Source organism: Rhizobium sp. BK379, assembly GCF_014193955.1.
Classification (GTDB): domain Bacteria; phylum Pseudomonadota; class Alphaproteobacteria; order Rhizobiales; family Rhizobiaceae; genus Rhizobium.
Genome location: NZ_JACIAD010000011.1, coordinates 69,093 through 84,510 on the forward strand (window position 1 = coordinate 69,093; position 15,418 = coordinate 84,510).

The 15,418-nt window shown below is 58.0% G+C and carries 15 protein-coding genes; 11 read left to right on the forward strand and 4 right to left on the reverse strand.

Annotated features, from left to right (window positions below):
• Positions 1-352: 352 nt before the first annotated feature.
• Positions 353-1,366: a LacI family DNA-binding transcriptional regulator gene (locus FHT93_RS33820; protein ID WP_183851316.1), complete on the reverse strand. Its 1,014-nt coding sequence runs from the start codon at positions 1,364-1,366 to the stop codon at positions 353-355.
• 172 nt (positions 1,367-1,538) lie between these two features.
• Here FHT93_RS33820 and FHT93_RS33825 point away from each other — a divergent pair, with 172 nt between their 5' ends.
• From FHT93_RS33825 to FHT93_RS33860, 8 genes are all read left to right on the forward strand, one after another.
• The gene (locus tag FHT93_RS33825) at positions 1,539-2,480 is read left to right on the forward strand and encodes a sugar ABC transporter substrate-binding protein (protein WP_183851317.1); all 942 of its coding nucleotides are present in this window, start codon (positions 1,539-1,541) and stop codon (positions 2,478-2,480) included.
• A gap of 31 nt (positions 2,481-2,511) precedes the next feature.
• The gene (locus tag FHT93_RS33830) at positions 2,512-4,059 is read left to right on the forward strand and encodes a sugar ABC transporter ATP-binding protein (RefSeq protein WP_183851318.1); all 1,548 of its coding nucleotides are present in this window, start codon (positions 2,512-2,514) and stop codon (positions 4,057-4,059) included.
• A gap of 1 nt (position 4,060) precedes the next feature.
• Positions 4,061-5,056 (forward strand): ABC transporter permease, encoded by a 996-nt coding sequence (locus FHT93_RS33835; RefSeq protein WP_018115299.1) that lies wholly within the window; start codon positions 4,061-4,063, stop codon positions 5,054-5,056.
• Positions 5,057-5,065: 9 nt separating this feature from the next.
• Positions 5,066-5,896 (forward strand): N-acyl homoserine lactonase family protein, encoded by an 831-nt coding sequence (locus FHT93_RS33840; RefSeq protein ID WP_018115298.1) that lies wholly within the window; start codon positions 5,066-5,068, stop codon positions 5,894-5,896.
• 99 nt (positions 5,897-5,995) lie between these two features.
• Positions 5,996-6,202 carry a hypothetical protein gene (locus FHT93_RS33845; RefSeq protein WP_183851319.1) on the forward strand — a complete coding sequence of 69 codons (207 nt, stop codon included), beginning with the start codon at positions 5,996-5,998 and terminating at the stop codon, positions 6,200-6,202.
• Between the two features lie 85 nt (positions 6,203-6,287).
• Positions 6,288-6,779 (forward strand): MgtC/SapB family protein, encoded by a 492-nt coding sequence (locus tag FHT93_RS33850; protein ID WP_018115296.1) that lies wholly within the window; start codon positions 6,288-6,290, stop codon positions 6,777-6,779.
• 258 nt (positions 6,780-7,037) lie between these two features.
• Complete coding sequence (locus FHT93_RS33855; RefSeq protein ID WP_162710221.1) at positions 7,038-7,277, forward strand: type II toxin-antitoxin system ParD family antitoxin; 240 nt, start codon at positions 7,038-7,040, stop codon at positions 7,275-7,277.
• A complete protein-coding gene (locus FHT93_RS33860; RefSeq protein WP_049811432.1) occupies positions 7,274-7,603 on the forward strand; it encodes a type II toxin-antitoxin system RelE/ParE family toxin in 330 nt (109 codons plus the stop codon). Before FHT93_RS33855 ends, FHT93_RS33860 begins: the two co-directional genes overlap by 4 nt.
• A gap of 680 nt (positions 7,604-8,283) precedes the next feature.
• On the opposite strand, the gene FHT93_RS33865 is transcribed toward FHT93_RS33860, so the two are convergent.
• The 3 genes from FHT93_RS33865 to FHT93_RS33875 are packed head-to-tail and all read right to left on the reverse strand — an operon-like array spanning position 8,284 to position 11,475.
• A complete protein-coding gene (locus FHT93_RS33865) occupies positions 8,284-9,099 on the reverse strand; it encodes a TIGR01459 family HAD-type hydrolase (RefSeq protein ID WP_246715767.1) in 816 nt (271 codons plus the stop codon).
• 16 nt (positions 9,100-9,115) lie between these two features.
• Positions 9,116-10,396, reverse strand: coding sequence for an FGGY-family carbohydrate kinase (locus tag FHT93_RS33870; protein WP_018115292.1), 1,281 nt, complete (start codon positions 10,394-10,396; stop codon positions 9,116-9,118).
• Positions 10,393-11,475, reverse strand: coding sequence for a class II aldolase/adducin family protein (locus FHT93_RS33875; protein ID WP_018115291.1), 1,083 nt, complete (start codon positions 11,473-11,475; stop codon positions 10,393-10,395). The genes FHT93_RS33870 and FHT93_RS33875 overlap by 4 nt, the downstream gene beginning before the upstream one ends.
• Positions 11,476-11,670: 195 nt before the next feature.
• Here FHT93_RS33875 and FHT93_RS33880 point away from each other — a divergent pair, with 195 nt between their 5' ends.
• The 3 genes from FHT93_RS33880 to FHT93_RS33890 all read left to right on the forward strand — a co-directional run bounded on the left by FHT93_RS33880 (position 11,671) and on the right by FHT93_RS33890 (position 15,391).
• Positions 11,671-12,447: a DeoR/GlpR family DNA-binding transcription regulator gene (locus FHT93_RS33880; protein WP_018115290.1), complete on the forward strand. Its 777-nt coding sequence runs from the start codon at positions 11,671-11,673 to the stop codon at positions 12,445-12,447.
• A 128-nt stretch (positions 12,448-12,575) separates the two neighbouring features.
• Positions 12,576-13,853, forward strand: coding sequence for a carbohydrate kinase (locus FHT93_RS33885; RefSeq protein ID WP_348649816.1), 1,278 nt, complete (start codon positions 12,576-12,578; stop codon positions 13,851-13,853).
• Complete coding sequence (locus FHT93_RS33890; RefSeq protein WP_018115288.1) at positions 13,850-15,391, forward strand: sugar ABC transporter ATP-binding protein; 1,542 nt, start codon at positions 13,850-13,852, stop codon at positions 15,389-15,391. Before FHT93_RS33885 ends, FHT93_RS33890 begins: the two co-directional genes overlap by 4 nt.
• The last annotated feature ends 27 nt before the right edge of the window (positions 15,392-15,418 follow it).

Genomic DNA, 15,418 nt, shown 5'->3' on the forward strand with positions numbered 1-15,418 from the left:
GCAGAGGATGCGTCAAGCAAGCTGAGCCTTCGTTCGCAAAACACCTAGATAGGTGGAAGGAGCCAAGATCCGCGAGAAAGCATCGGAACGTTGGCACCGATTGTGGTGGTCCGACGTCGAGCAGTCATCTTGGCGTCCCCCGACGAGGGTTACCCATTCGCTAAAGCTGAGGTTGGTGGTGATCACAACGCTGGTCCGCTCGCTGACGCGCCCATCCGCACTTCGTTCCCTCACAAAAATCGACTTGAACTCTAGTGCATCTGTCGGGTTGCCGGCAGGCCTCAGCTGAAACCGATGGCTATCCTCAACGGTGGCCAACTCGCAATCGAATTCCTAAAGCTGCCACTTCACTTCAGCGGCTCTTGAATGGCGCGCAACTCTCGCCCACGACGAGCGAGGGCTGGAAGACGATATTGCGCGCGTCGGCGCCGGCCCCGCGACTGATACGATCTACCAACAGACGCAACGCCTCGTTGGTCATATCGATAACCGGATGCTCTGTACGCGTCAGGCGAGGCCGCAGCCCTCCAATGCCGGGAATAGTGTCCGTCGACGCGATCGAAATATCATCGGGGCATTTGAGGCCAAGATCGGCGAGCGCTCTCATGACACCGAGCGCCATGACACCGTTAGCGACATATATCGCAGTCGGGGGCTCAGGCTGCGTCAGCAGTTCGCGAGCGACGGAATAGGCGGTATCCTCCCGAAATTCGCCGGCACGGATATGGTTTGGCGCCGGCGTCAGCCCGCGTGCGCGCATAGCCTCCAGCATGCCATCAAGACGGCCACGGCCTGTTGTCAGATGCAGGGGACCGGTAATGGTGCCTATGCGTGTATGCCCGAGATCCATCAGGTAATTGGTGACCTGTCGGGCGGCAGAGACGTTATCGATGGTGATCGTGTCAGTATTCTGCCCCTCGACGGTGCGGCCAAACAGGACAGTCGGGATCGCTTCACCTTCGCTATCGCGCTGCGGCTGTGTCGAGACGACGTCGACCGGCACGAGGATGATCCCGTCGCAGGAGAGCGCACGGATCCGCGCGAGGATTCGCCGCTCGTTTTCCGGTTTCTCGTCGCTGTTGAACAGGACAAGCGAGTAACCCCAGGCGGCCACCGCAGCTTCTGCAGCCCAGACAAGCCTCGCAAAAAACGGATTGGCGAGATCGGCAACGACCAGCGCGAGCAACTGACTGCGTCCGCGCTTGAGACTGCGGGCCGCCTGTAACGGAGCATAATTGAGCTCGTTGATCGCCGCGTTGACCCGCGCGCGCAGTTCAGGGCTGACATAGGCGGATTCATTGACGACTGCCGATACGGTCGCCGTCGATACCTGTGCACGGTTTGCCACATCTCTTATGGTTGCCATTCGCTGTCGGGACCAATCCAGCTAATCGTTTCGCTGGAATGCTTGCGGCAAATCCGCAAATTTGTCCAGATATCCAGCAAAAATACTTGCGGATTCACGAGAAATCAAGAATGCTAGCGAAACGGTTAGCTGACGTTTGCTGAACATCGGCGGTCGGATTGGGAGGAAAGCTATGAAGTTCGTTTCTTTGGGTATTGTGCTCGCGGCTGCAACGCTCGCGGCTGTGCCAGTGCATGCGGCCGACAAGCCGCTGGTTGGTCTCGTTTCGATCGCGGCAACCGAAGCCAACAATGTCCGCTATATCAATGGCGCCAAGAAGGCCGCCGGAGAGCTCGGGTATGAAGTCTCCGTCGTCGATGCTGCGGGCAGCGCCGACCAGGCAAATGCGGCCATCCAGAATTTTGTGCAGCGTGGTGCCTTTGCGATCGCCGATCTCGTCTTTCCTGCATCCTCGATCGGAGCCGGCCTTGATGCGGCCAAGCAGGCTAGTATCCCGGTCGTCACATGGGGCGGCGGGCTCGGGTTGAGCGTGGCGGCGACCAACGGTTCCGGCGCGCCGATTGCCGAGCCGGTCATCCAGAAGATGATCGACGATATGGGCGGCAGGGGCGAACTTCTAGCACTCACCTACCGCACTGGCGAGGTCTGCCGAAACCGTGAAACGCTGATGGATAAGATGCTGGAAAGCCACCCGGACATCAAGGTGACGAAGAACGAGGTGCGCATCCCCGGCTATTTCGAGGATGGCGCCCAATATGCCAATGCGTGGCTTGCTTCTCATCCTCCGGGAGAAGGAAAGCTGGCGATCTGGGGTTGCTGGGACGATCCGGCAATCGGCGCAATCGGCTCGCTTCGCTCTCAGGGGCGCGATGACGTGATGGTCTATGGCGTTAACGGCAACGCGCAGGCGATCGAAAATATCAAGAACGGTCACATGGCCGCGACCGCATGGGAAGACAGCTACACCGAAGGCTACAATATGATTAAGCTGCTGGCGGACATCAAAAAGGCCGGCGCGGACTGGAAGCCGCAGGCTGTCGAGGTGCCTGCAGTGCTGATCACCAAGGATACTGTGGCGGACTTCCTCAAACAACATCCCGATGCGGTCCAGTAAGCCGGCTTCGGACAGGATCGGAAGAGAAGCAATGCTTGCGTCCAACCCGGAAAAGGAGGCGTCTGTAACGCCTCCGTTTCTTGTTGCCCGTGATGTCCGGAAAACCTATGGCGGCGTCCAGGCGTTAAGGGGCGTGTCGCTGACGCTCCGTGCCGGGGAAATCCACGGCCTCGTCGGTGCAAATGGCGCCGGAAAATCGACGCTGATTAAGGTTCTTGCCGGTCTCACCCATGCCGATGCTGGGGAGGTGTTGATCGACGGCAACCCGGTCGCCGTCGCCAGCCCGGCGGTCGCGACTGATCTCGGCATGAATTTCATCCATCAGGAACTCGCTTTCATTCCCGGAATGACCGTCCTGGAAAACATCATGCTGGGCCTGCCGAAAAAGACCAGGTTCGGGATTGTCGACTGGACGGCGATTGCGCGCGATGTCGAGCCGGTCGCCCGCCGTGTCGGCATAGTTGCTCCACTGAACGCCAAGGTGAAGGACCTCTCGACGGCGGAAAACTGGCTGATCAATATCTGCCGGGCGCTGATGCGCAAAGCGCGGCTGATCGTCATGGATGAGCCAACCGCATCGCTTTCGGCGGCAGAAAGCGAAAAGCTCTTCAAGATCATTGAGGACTTGCGGGATACGGGTGTTTCGATCCTTTATGTCTCACACAGGCTCGACGAGATCCTCAGGCTGTGTGCCGCTGTCACCGTCTTCCGCGACGGCAATTTCGTGACTGTCATCGACAGACCGAACCTCACGCGCGCCGCTCTTGTCGAAGCGATTGTCGGCGGCGTGGTCGAAAATCTCAGCCACGAAAAACATCATGTGCGGAAGGAAGCGATGCTTTCGGTATCGGGGCTGAGCCGGCTGCCGAAGGTGAAGGATGTTTCCTTTGAACTGCATCGCGGCGAAGTGCTTGGCATAGGCGGCCTTGTCGGCGCCGGGCGCACGGAGTTGATCCGGCTGATTTATGGCGCCGATCGCGCCGATGCGGGGCAGATGACGCTGGACGGCCAGGCCTTTCTGCCGAAGACACCTGCACAGGCGGTTAAGGCGGGGCTGGGGCTGGTGCCGGAAGAGCGTCGCGCCGATGGGCTGCTCCTGACAAAGAGCGTCGCCTTCAATCTGCAGCTCTCCAATCTCACCAATATCATCCGCAATCCAGCGCTGCCGTTGATCGATTATCGTCGCCGCGCAGATCTTTCGTCGCAAACCGCCCGCGACCTCTCGATCAAGGCGCAGTCGATCGAGACGCCGGTCGGCCTGCTCTCCGGCGGCAACCAGCAGAAGGTGGTGATTGGCCGGTGGCTTTTGCGCTTGCCGAAAATCCTCATTCTCGGCGAGCCGACGAGGGGCGTCGATATTGGTGCCCGGGCAGATATACACCGGCTGATCCGGGAATTGGCCGCGCGCGGCATGGCGGTCATCGTCGTGTCCTCAGAGCCCGATGAATTACCCGACCTCTGCGACCGCGTTCTCGTCATGGCGGAAGGCCGCATTGTGCGGGAACTGACCGGCGCCGGCATCACCCGCAATGCACTCGTCGAAGCCAGCTATGCTTTCGACGGCACTGAAAGGAACTGACATGAGCGATCTGGCCGTTTCGACCCGCAGTCTTTCTCCAGGCGCAAAACGCGCGCTCGGCGCTTTTGCCCGTTATGCCACGATTATCGGCCTGCTGGCGATGATCGTTGCCTTTTCGATCCTGTCGCCGCGCGCCTTTCCGACGATCTATAATTTCACCAATGTGCTGAACCAGACATCGCTGGCGATGATTATCGCCGGTGGCCTGACGCTTGCGGTAATCGTTGGCGAACTCGATCTCTCCATCGGTTTTGCCGCTTCACTGCACGGCGTGTTGGTAACAGGGTTGATCGTCTCCAGCAAACTGCCGATCGGCGTGGCAATCTTGATCGTCATCCTGCTCGGCGGCCTGATCGGCCTCGTCAACGGGCTTATCGTCACCAAGGTCAAGGTCAACTCGGTTATCGCAACGCTCGGTGTCGGCACCATCCTGACAGGCCTGTCCTTCGCCTACTCGGCAGGTGTTCCCATCACCGCCGGCGTGCCTGAGGCATTTCTGCAAGTATCACTCGGACGTTTTCTGTTCGGCATCCCGAACAATATCGTCATCATGGTCGTCGTGCTCGGCGCACTCTGGATTCTCGTGGAGCGAACGGCACTCGGCCAGGAAATCCAGGCCGTCGGCGGCAACCCGTCCGCGGCCAGGCTCGCCGGCATCAATGTCGACCGCGTCAAGATTTTAGGCTTCATCATTTCCGGCATGTGCGCGGCCTTGACCGGCATTCTCTTGGCCTCGCGCCTCGGGAGCGGCACGACGAGTGCAGCAGATCCCTATCTGCTGACGGCCTTTGCGGCAGTCTTCCTTGGCTCGGCGACGTTACGTGACGGAGAATTTCATGTGTTCGGAACGTTCATCGGGGCATTGATCATAGCCTTCGGTTTCAACGGGCTGAACATCTTCGGCGCGCCGACCTATTCGCAATACATCTTTCAGGGCGCCATCCTGATCATTGCGGTCGGTCTATCAAGCCTCGGCCGCATTCTTTCGCAACGTTAGGAGTTTACGATGTCCGATCTCTGGGACGTCCACGTCATCGAATTCGCACGGTCAAAAGACCAGCCGCTGATCGACCTCGTCAACGGTGCCCCGCCATCGACAGTGCTTGACCTTCCTTTTGGCTTTGTCTTGGCTCAGAACGGTGACAGGAACGTTCTGATCGACACCGGCTTTCTCAACGAAGGCAGCGGTGCAGAGTTTTCAAAGAAGTTCGGCATTCCCGACTGGATCTCGCCCGTGCGCATGCTTGAAGAGCTTGGCGTCAAGGCAGGCGATATCACCGATATCGTGCTCAGCCACGCCCATTTCGACCACATGGGTTCGATCTCAGCCTTTACCAAGGCACGGATCTTCATCCAGAAGCGCGAATGGCTCTCCTGGAACGAAGCGATGGCCTTGCCGCCACAGTACGGATTTCTAACGGCTATCATAAACCCGGACAACATGCGCTCGGCTTTCGACGCGGCCGTCGAACACCGCCTGGTGCTGGTCGATGGTGACAAGGACAACATCCTGCCTGGCATGCATGTCCGCCTCGGCGAGGGGCATACGCTCGGCCAGCAGTTCGTGATCGTTGAAACCGCCCGCGGACGATTGCTGGCAGTGGGCGATTGCATATATTCGAAGCTCAACCTCACCGGCCACAATCACGACGGCGTTTTCGCACCGCTCAACAATGGTATCGGCAGCATCTGGAAGCAGTTGGAGACCATGGATCGCATCAACGAGGAGATTGCAGGCGACATGTCCCGATTGATCATGATGCACGATAACGACCGCTGGTCACACTTGCCCCTGGTAAAGGAAATCGGGGGCTTCAGGATACTCAAGGCGTCCTAATCGCCGTGGCGCGCCCGTGTGAAGAGTTCTATCGTGTTGTTTCCGGCATACCAGTCTTCAAGTCAGACAACGGCGTCAGTATAGGGAAAGCCGTTGGCGATGTCGGTTTCCGAAGCAAGAAAAGGTTGTCACCATTCCGGTGTTGACGAAATGTCGGAAGACGCGGAACTCGGATCGAGTTCGCCGCGCCTTGCGTCTTCTGGCGTCCTTATGGTTAGCGAGCACCTGATGGTCGACGATCCGTCTTCCAGGCGTTTTTACCGCCTGGCGCTCGTGATCGGCACCTCGGCCGGAGGGCACGAATAGTCCCCTGGAAAGTAAGCGGTCTACTTGCAGGAATGTTGTCGCCGCCCATGTTCATCTAGATCGTAACCGATGAAGAGAAGACGCGATGGATTGGATGGTAGACCTCGGGTTTCACACAGACCTGCTTCGACATCTGATCGTGCTACTCGTCGCTTACGTGCTGGCTTTGCCGATCGCTTGGGATCGCGAACGCAACGAGCGCAGCGCCGGTCTTCGCACCTTTCCACTCGTGGCAATCGCCGCGTGCGGGTTCATCCAGGCGGCAGAAACCGTGACCAAGGAGAATGCGGAGGCGACGGCAAGGATTGTGGAGGGAATTATCAACGGCGTCGGGTTCATAGGCGGGGGTGCGATCCTCGTCGGCAAGGCCAGCATTCGTGGGACCGCGACCGCTGCTAGCCTCTGGGCCACGGGCGCGATCGGGGCAGCGGTTGGTCTAGGAGCGTACGAGACCGCGGTCGTCCTGTCGATTGCCACTTTTGTGACCCTCCGGGTGATGACGAACTTCAAAGTCGAGGGAAAGGCAATTAACGAAGAGCTGCCAGTCACCGAGAATAGCGCTGAGAGGACCCATTGACGGAGAGAGTGCGCCTGCCGCGCTCATTTCAAGCTCTGCCAAGGACTTTAGAACGTTTCTGGGGCAGAACTTGCGGGGAGCATGGAAATCATCCCAGGCGCAGGACACGCTGACCAGAGGATATTTGATCGCGCTATAGATATTTTTTCGAGCTCATCGTGAAATTTTGACCACCCGCTAAGCCGCCGCCCATGGCCGATGGTTAAGGAAAAAATGTCGATCTTGCCAAATTTTGCCATTGCGGCTATAGGCATTCATATGAGCACGATGAACATTTCTCTCCCGGACCATCTTAAGAGCTTCGTCGATGAGCAGGTTGCTGGACGTGGTTACGGGACTAGCAGCGAATATATCCGCGAATTAATTCGGCGAGATCAGGATCGTCTTGTTTTGCGCGGACTGTTGGTTGACGGAGCATCGTCCGTACAATCCGATCCCGCCGATGGGCGCTATTTCACGGAACTGCGTGATCGTGTGCGTGGTCGGCACAGTAAGTGACAAACAAGTACATCGTCCCTCGGGAATTGGCTCGCGGTGACGTCGAAGCGGCCGTAGACCACTATGTACTTGAGGCCGGCATCGAGGTTGCCCTCGGCTTTGTTGACGCTTTAGAGGCAGCCTATGATCTGATCGCGCGACATCCGGAATCGGGATCGCTACGATATGGATACGAGTTGGGATTGCCTGACCTGCGCAGCATTTCGCTGAAACGATACCCCTATATCGTCTTTTATCGTGATCAAAAAGATCATGTCGATGTGTGGCGTGTGCTTCATGGGAAACGAGACATTCCACCGTCGATGCACGAGCCTGAGAATCATTGATTATCACGACAGATTGCAGCTGCAGATTTTCCAGACTTTTGATTCCAATGCCATCAAGGCGACTATCTTTGGACCGCCGCCCGGCCGACGAGATCACTCAAGCCAATCCAGGCATCAAGACAGGCCGCAAAAGCCCATAGCAGCAGCATGATTTGGGTATATTGCTGACGTGGGCTTAGTTCAGCCTCGCATGGCAGCCGACAATAAGGAGCTAATAGAGCAACTTCGTAACCCAATAGAGGGGAGTAATCTTGGCGCGATAGGCATCAGGGCTAGGTCCGAACGGGTTATTCCCGGTAAGGCAGCGCAATCTGACGCCTACGAAGAACCGCTCGCAGAATACTTCTTTTGTCATCTTAAGATGCTACCGGAACTCCGCAATCTTACTCGTGTCCCTGGGCAGAGACGCGCGCTCGTTAACTCCTGAATCCCGCAAGACTGACCCCGCCAATATTGGGGGGTTGGAGTAGCGGCCAGATATCTCAGTTTACCGCTATCCGCTGGTTTGTCTGTATGCCTGATTTTAGGCACCCCCATACGGACAAATCAGTTGGTCGTCTGGCTCGACGAGGCCATCACGCGCAAGCCCAAGGCCACAATTTAATCATCGACCGCGCGCATTAGCGGCCGGTTTTCGCGCGGCATATGAGTGTTACGGCCGGATGATCCTCAGGCCGAGTTCAAGCGCCAAAGCGTAACATCTCGTATGTAGGATCAGCGCCGACCCTATTGCAGACTTCTCGAAGTTGCTCATCGGTCGCGTCGGCTAAGATCCCTGTCCGCACAAGTACCGAGTCCAAGCCGACCGATTTCGCGCCCAAGATATCGTGTTCGATGCTGTCTCCAATGCAGACAACGCACCGCCTGTCTGTAGCGCCTGCAAGCCTCAACGCGTGCTCATAGATATCGGGATAGGGTTTCCCGAGCCAGATGACTGGTCCTCCCATCTTCTCATAGAGCTTGGCGATGCTCCCTGCACCTGGCGCAAGAGTACCGTTGTACAATTTGTGAATATCAGGGTTTGTACAGTAGCACGGGATGCCTGTTTGAGCGGCGGGGCGCAACAGCGCCTCGTAGCGTTCCATCGAGATGTGTTCGGCTTGGCTACCTGAGACGATAACGATCTCGGCTGCCGATGCGGTTTCAACTGATCGCAGTCCAAGCCGATCCGCGAGATTGCTGTCTCCGCCACTGGAGATCGTCAGACAACGGGAGCCCCTGGCAATCACGTTTTCCGGCCGCGATAGGATTTCGAACGCGACATCCCCCGAGGTGACGAAGAAATCGAAGCTGTCCGCTGCAAAGCCAAGCTTGATGAGACGCTCGGAATTGTACTCGCCACTTCTTCCAGAGTTGGAAAGGATGACGATCGTCTTGCCCAACGATGCCAGATTGGCCAGGGCATCAGCTGCGCCTGCGTAAGGGCCGGTATCGTCTCTGAGGACGCCGTACTGATCGATGAAAAAAACGTCATAGGCCTGCTTCAACTGAGCCAAGTCAGTGGGTCGCGGCTTAGACATAGGCATTGTCCAATTCGGATATCACAAGCGCAGCTGTTCCGACCGCCGCCTCGGTCGACTTCGCAGCTATCATCTCCACGCTCATTGCAAGGGCTCTCATTTTGCTCCAGGCCGGGTTTCGTGCTCCGCCACCGACCGTTCTCAGGCTTTTCAAAGCTGGCGATCCGAGTTCGTGTAACCGCTGGTAACCCAGCCTTTCGATTTCCGTCATCCCTTCGAGAATAGCGTGGAAAAACAGGACGTCGTCGGCCGGCCGCGGCGTGAGTCGCGGCGCATAGTGAGGGTCGTTGATGGGAAAACGCTCTCCCGGACGGAGGAGGGGGTAGAAGTCCAGCCCGAGCTTTTGGGCCGGATCGATCATCTGCGTGAGGTCGTCCAGCCGGTCATCTCCAATCAAGGCGCGCACGACATTTCCGCCGCTGTTCGACGCCCCTCCAACTAGCCAGAAACCTCCGACACGATGCGAGTATACGCCATATTGTGGAGCGTCGATCGGAGCATCCGATGCCAGTTTCAACACGATAGTGGAGCCGAGCGCTGTCACGGCGTCGCCAGTATTCGATGCGCCGGTCGCGAGAAATGAGGCACAGCCGTCGGTCGTGCCCGCATGAAACCAAGCGGTCTGCGGTAGTCCGAGTTCGCGTAAGTAGCCTTCGATCGGAGCGGTTCTCTTACCTGCTCGGTGCACGATAGGCAGCTTGGTCGTATCCATTCCTGCCGCTTCGATCCAATCTGGCCAACTCTCAACCTCCAGATCAAAGCCTGTTTTCAGCGCGTTGTTTTCGTCACTGAAACGCGCTGGGCAGCCAAGTTTCATCGATATCCAGTCAGCTTGGTGTACGATGGCCGCGGCACCTTTTGCATGAGACAGATGTATTGCTCTTGCGAGGCCCGAATTTGCTCCCACAGCCGCGCTGCCCACCGGAGCATTGTCCGAAATGCGTTTGACAACTGCCTGATCGGGGCAGGGGTCGTTGTACATCAAGACTGAGCCAGTCGGCTCATTTGCGTTATCCAGCGAAAGTACGGTCCCGCTTGTCCCGTCGACGGCTATGCCCTCGATCGAGCCCAGGTTCGTCTTTTCCGAGAGCCCTTCGAGGGCTTCCTTGACCCTGTTCCACCAAGAGGCCGGTTGTCGCAGTTCATCCGGCGACCTAAACGGCGCGGCCGCGAAGCCGACGGGATTCCCGGCCCTATCGATAGCGGCTGCGCGAGCACCAGACGTGCCGATATCGATGCCGAGGGCGACGGCAGGGCCAACTTGGCTGTTCATGCGGACTGCCTCACCGATCCTCTATCGAGCGCTTGGCGATATTGCTCGGCCTCCCAATGGGTAAGTTCGTATGCATCGCCCTGTGACAGATATTCGACCTTCTTTCCTTCCGGTATGCGGCCGACCACTTCCGCCAGGCAGCGTGCCATTACTTCCCCGCCCGCCGTCAGCGTGCTGGACAGCAGGATCCCTTTATCAGGGACGATCAACATCTTAGGCACATTACGGCCCTCTTTGTGCAAAGCCGCCTCGAAATCCGACGCGCTTTGCCCTTGGGGAAGGACGCCAATTTCCGTTCCGAGGAATATTATGTGGTCCGGGTATAGGGAGCCGCCGAGCGCGATCTCCCGATTGGCTTCCGAAATCGCGACCGCGTGGCTATCGACGTCTCGAGCCACGTGAAAGCCCGAGCCCTCCGCAATCGCGGTGAGGGCGTCGATATCCGGTGTTTTGGTTGCGCGTGGCTCGCGGGACAGCGCAGAGCTGATCCGCTCAATGCGATCTTCCACGTCCTCGACGGTATCACCGCAGACGATGATGCCGTGATTGAAGAGGATCAACACGTCCGGATTGGACGCAGCAGCCTTATCGATCTCCTTCGCAAGAGGAGTGCCTGGTCGCCTGTAGGGTATTGTTACCCACTTGATGTCGGGAAGGTCATTCATGCGTGTGGCAAGCAGTGCGTCGCGGTCTTCCAGGACGGCAAGTGCTATCGCGTTTACGCAGTGGTAGTGCGCAACCACCGGGCTTTTGAGAGCTGCGTGAAAACTGGTTTCGATCGATGGTCGCAGTCCGCTGGAGTTCAGTTCCGAAACCACGAAGTCGGTGGACTTCTCCGCGCGAGGATCACCTCCTCGAAGAGCGGCAACCAACGGTTCGACAACCACCGGAACCATGATGTCCTCAGCATTGGCTTTGGAGAGCCAGGTGCCCGATGCCTTCACCCACATGACGCCGTCTCTCTTGATCGACGTATTACCGCCAGCGCCCTGTGTCTTGAGGATATCGTTACCGATCCGGCTGGAAAGCCGGAGGAAGTCTTTGAAATCGTCGGTATTCCTCAGGTCCGGTTCGGTCATGTCTTCTTCCTCCTGCGGCGCTGCCCCTTGCTTCAGAACCAATCAGTCCCGTGAGCAAACTTTGGCGCAATTCTATTTGTGTGATTGAATGTCGTCAACGATGAAGAATCTGCATCGTCAGTATTGCGACAGGAAGGAACGTGTGATTATAGTTCATCATGGACGCTGAGGGAGACGCGTCACTGGAGGCCTGCTTTGAATGATTCCGATCGCCATCGTTTGATCACGGAGACGCTTCGCGAGAAGCCGTTCGCCTCCGTCCGTGATCTGCAGAAGCTGCTCGGTGTTTCCCCGGCAACGATCCGCCGTGACATCGACAAGCTCGATGAGATCGGTGTAGCGCGCAAAGTGTATGGCGGGATTTCGGCGAACGAATCTGCGACCTCAGCACGCCTCTCGGCTCGGCCTTACGACGAGAACCGCGATATTGCGGTCGACGCGAAGCGTGCCATCGCTGAAAAAGCGGCAGGCCTCGTGCGAGACGGAGACTCCGTGATCGTTCATGCGGGGTCGACGTGCTATCAGCTCGGAATTCAACTGGCTCGGCGAAATGTTCGCCTTTATACGAACTCGATGCCATTGGCGGCCTATGTGGGTGAGCATGGTACCTGTCATCTGACGTTGGCAGGCGGGGTGCTTTATCGAGAGCCGGGCATCATCCACGACGCTTCCGCAGGAGCGCCCGATTTCTTCGCGTCGCGGTTCTTCCTGGGAACGCAAGGCATCAGTTCCGAGGGACTTCTCGAATCCCATCCCTTGTTGACCAAAGCTATTGGCGAGCTGAGCAGCTGTGCAGATGAGATTGTTCTGTTGGCGGATAGCCGGAAGCTCTCAATCCAGCCGCGCAACGTCGTTCTTCCGCTGTCTCGCATAGGGACGATCGTGATCGACGACGGTCTTGCGGATGTCGGCGCAAAGATGCTCGAAGATGCCGGTATTTCCATACTGATCGCTACGGTAGGAGGCCAATGATGGTGCCATCGAACGTGGTCGCAGTTTTCGATCTCGGCAAAACGAACTCGAAGCTTTTCGTCTTCAGTGCAGACGGTTCCGTGCTCTCGGAAGCCAGGACAAAGCCCAGTTGGATCGAGTACGATGGCTTGCGTGTTCTCGATGACGTCGCGCTCTTCACTTGGATGACGTCTGCCTTGACGCAGGCGACCGAAGAGCATTTCGTTGGTCACGTCATGTTCTCGGGACACGGGTGCACCTTTGCACTCGTTCGGGATGACGAGCTGGTGCATCCCGTACTCGATTACGAACAGGAACCGCCTCAGCGGGTTGCGGACAGCATCGACATTTTGGTGCCAGCCTTCAGCGAAACCTATTCGCCGAAGCTCCCGTTGGGTTTCAATTACGGACGGCACATCCTCTGGCTAGAGGCCATCAAGCCAGAGGTGGTAAGTCGCGCCGACGCCATCCTTTCATACCCGCAGTTTTGGTCCTGGAAATTTTCCGGCCGGAAAGTGTCCGAGGTTTCCTACATCGGCTGCCACTCTCACCTCTGGGCACCGCTGCGTGATGATTTCAGCAGTCTGGTCTATAGCCGAGGCTGGCGTGGAAAGATGCCAGCCTTCGAACGGGCGGGTGCTGCTTTGGGCAATTGGGAGATCGGGCCTGATCGGGAAAACGCGGTTCCGGTCGTTGTCCACAATGGTGTCCACGACAGTAATTCCGCGCTCTATTACTACCGTTCGCTCGGGTTCCAGGACTTTACGCTCGTGTCGACTGGCACATGGGTCGTGATTTTCAATTCGGCGTGCCCGCTGGAAGCGTTGGATGAACACCGTGACATGCTCGCAAACGTCACCGTCGACGGGAAGCCGGCTCCGACCATAAGGTTCATGGGCGGCCGGGAATATGACATCGCAAGTGACGGCTGGAACAAGCCAATCAGTCTTGAGGCAGTCTCGAGAGTGATCGCGAAGCGCGTATTCGCATTGCCCTCTTTTGCGCCCGGCGGCCCGATGCAGGGGTTCGAAAGCCGCTTTGTGGGGCCTGAGGCGAACGGCGAGGAGAGGGCCGCCGTCGCACTTCTGTATGTCGTTCTAATGACCAATCTTTCCTTGGATCTCATCCAGTCCGAGAACGAGATCGTAATCGATGGCGGGCTCGTCAAGACGGGACTGTTCGCCGAGCTTCTTGCTCAGTTGCGCCCTTCGCAGCCGATATTCACCAGCGCGACCGCCGAAGGCAGTGCGTTTGGAGCCGCCGCGTTGGTTTTCGACACTCTGGGTGAGAAGCCATTTGCGAACGAAACGAATGAGGCGGCTTCGTTGCAGGTTTTCGGCCTCGAAGCATACCGCGATGCATGGCGGGCGTTGATCGACATCGGCGAACCGGAACTCGCACGCCCGAGGAAAGAGTTACAGGCATGAACACGGCAGGCGACAACCGCGCACCCGTTCTGGAGATGCGCAATATCAGCAAAACATTCGCGAGCACTAAAGCGCTTACAAACGTGTCGCTTACCGTCTATCCCGGTGAAGTCCACGCGCTGATGGGCGAGAACGGTGCTGGCAAATCGACGCTAATGAAGGTGCTCTCGGGAGCGTACACCGCTGACCCGGGCGGCACCATTCTCGTCGACGGAAAGCCCATCGTTGCGGGAGACCCGATAAAGGCAAAGGCGAATGGCGTTTCCGTCATTTATCAGGAGCTCTCGCTCGCGCCCAATCTCACCGTCGCACAAAACATGTTCCTTGCTGCCGAACCTGCCAGGTACGGCGTCCTGGATAAGGCAGCTGCGCGCGCACGGGCCGAGCCGATCCTCAAACAGCTTGGCATTTCCTTCGGCCCCTCGCAGCTTGTAGCGTCGCTCTCGCTCGGTGAACGCCAGATGGTGGAAATCGCGCGGGCCCTGACCACGAACGCCAAGATCATCGTCATGGACGAGCCGACGACGTCGCTCACGTCCAGGGAGACGGAGCGGCTCTTTGAGGTGATCGCGGGGCTCAAGGCGCGGGGTATTGCCATTATCTACATCAGCCATCGGATGGAGGAGATCTATGCGCTCGCAGATCGGGTCAGCGTTCTCCGCGATAGCGCTTATGTGGGCACCCTCGATCGGTCCGCCTTGTCGGCCGAAAAGCTCGTTTCGATGATGGTAGGTCGCGATCTTTCCTCTTTCTACAAGAAGGAACACCGAGCACCGCAAAGCGCCGCGAAAACGGTGCTCTCAGTGCATGACATCGGAGATGGCCGTCGGGTTCACGGATGCTCGTTCGACGCAAAGGCAGGCGAAGTGCTCGGCATAGCCGGGCTAGTTGGCTCCGGACGGACGGAACTCGCGCGGCTCATCTTCGGTGCCGATCCGAAAACATCCGGACGGGTTATGCTCGACGGCAAGGACACCGTCATCGGCAGCCCGCGCGATGCGATGGACGCCGGGATCGCATACCTGACGGAAGACCGGAAAGGCCTCGGACTCTTCCTCGATATGACGATCAACGAGAACATCAACATCGGTGTTATCGGCAAGGATGCCGGCAAAGTGGGCATTCTGAACTTCGCCGCGGCGAAGGAACGAGCGGCAAGGGCCATCAAGTCGTTGTCCATTCGCACGTCAAGCGACGGCATCAATGTCGGAGCTCTGTCCGGCGGTAACCAGCAAAAGGCGCTGATCGCGCGCCTGCTAGAAACCAAGCCTCGGGTCATCATCTTCGACGAACCGACACGCGGCGTCGATGTTGGAGCGAAGTCCGAAATCTACCGGATCATCGATGAGCTTGCGCAAACGGGGATCGCGATCGTCGTGATCTCGAGCGATCTGCCCGAGATCATCGGGATCGCAGACCGCGTCCTCGTGATGCGCGAAGGCCACATCGCGGGCGAGGTCCTGGCGACGCCGGACCAACCAATAAGCCAGGAAGCCATCATGGCGTTCTCCACCGGATCGGCGTCGAAAGTCGCTTGAGGTCGGAAATCAAAGACGACGGGATAA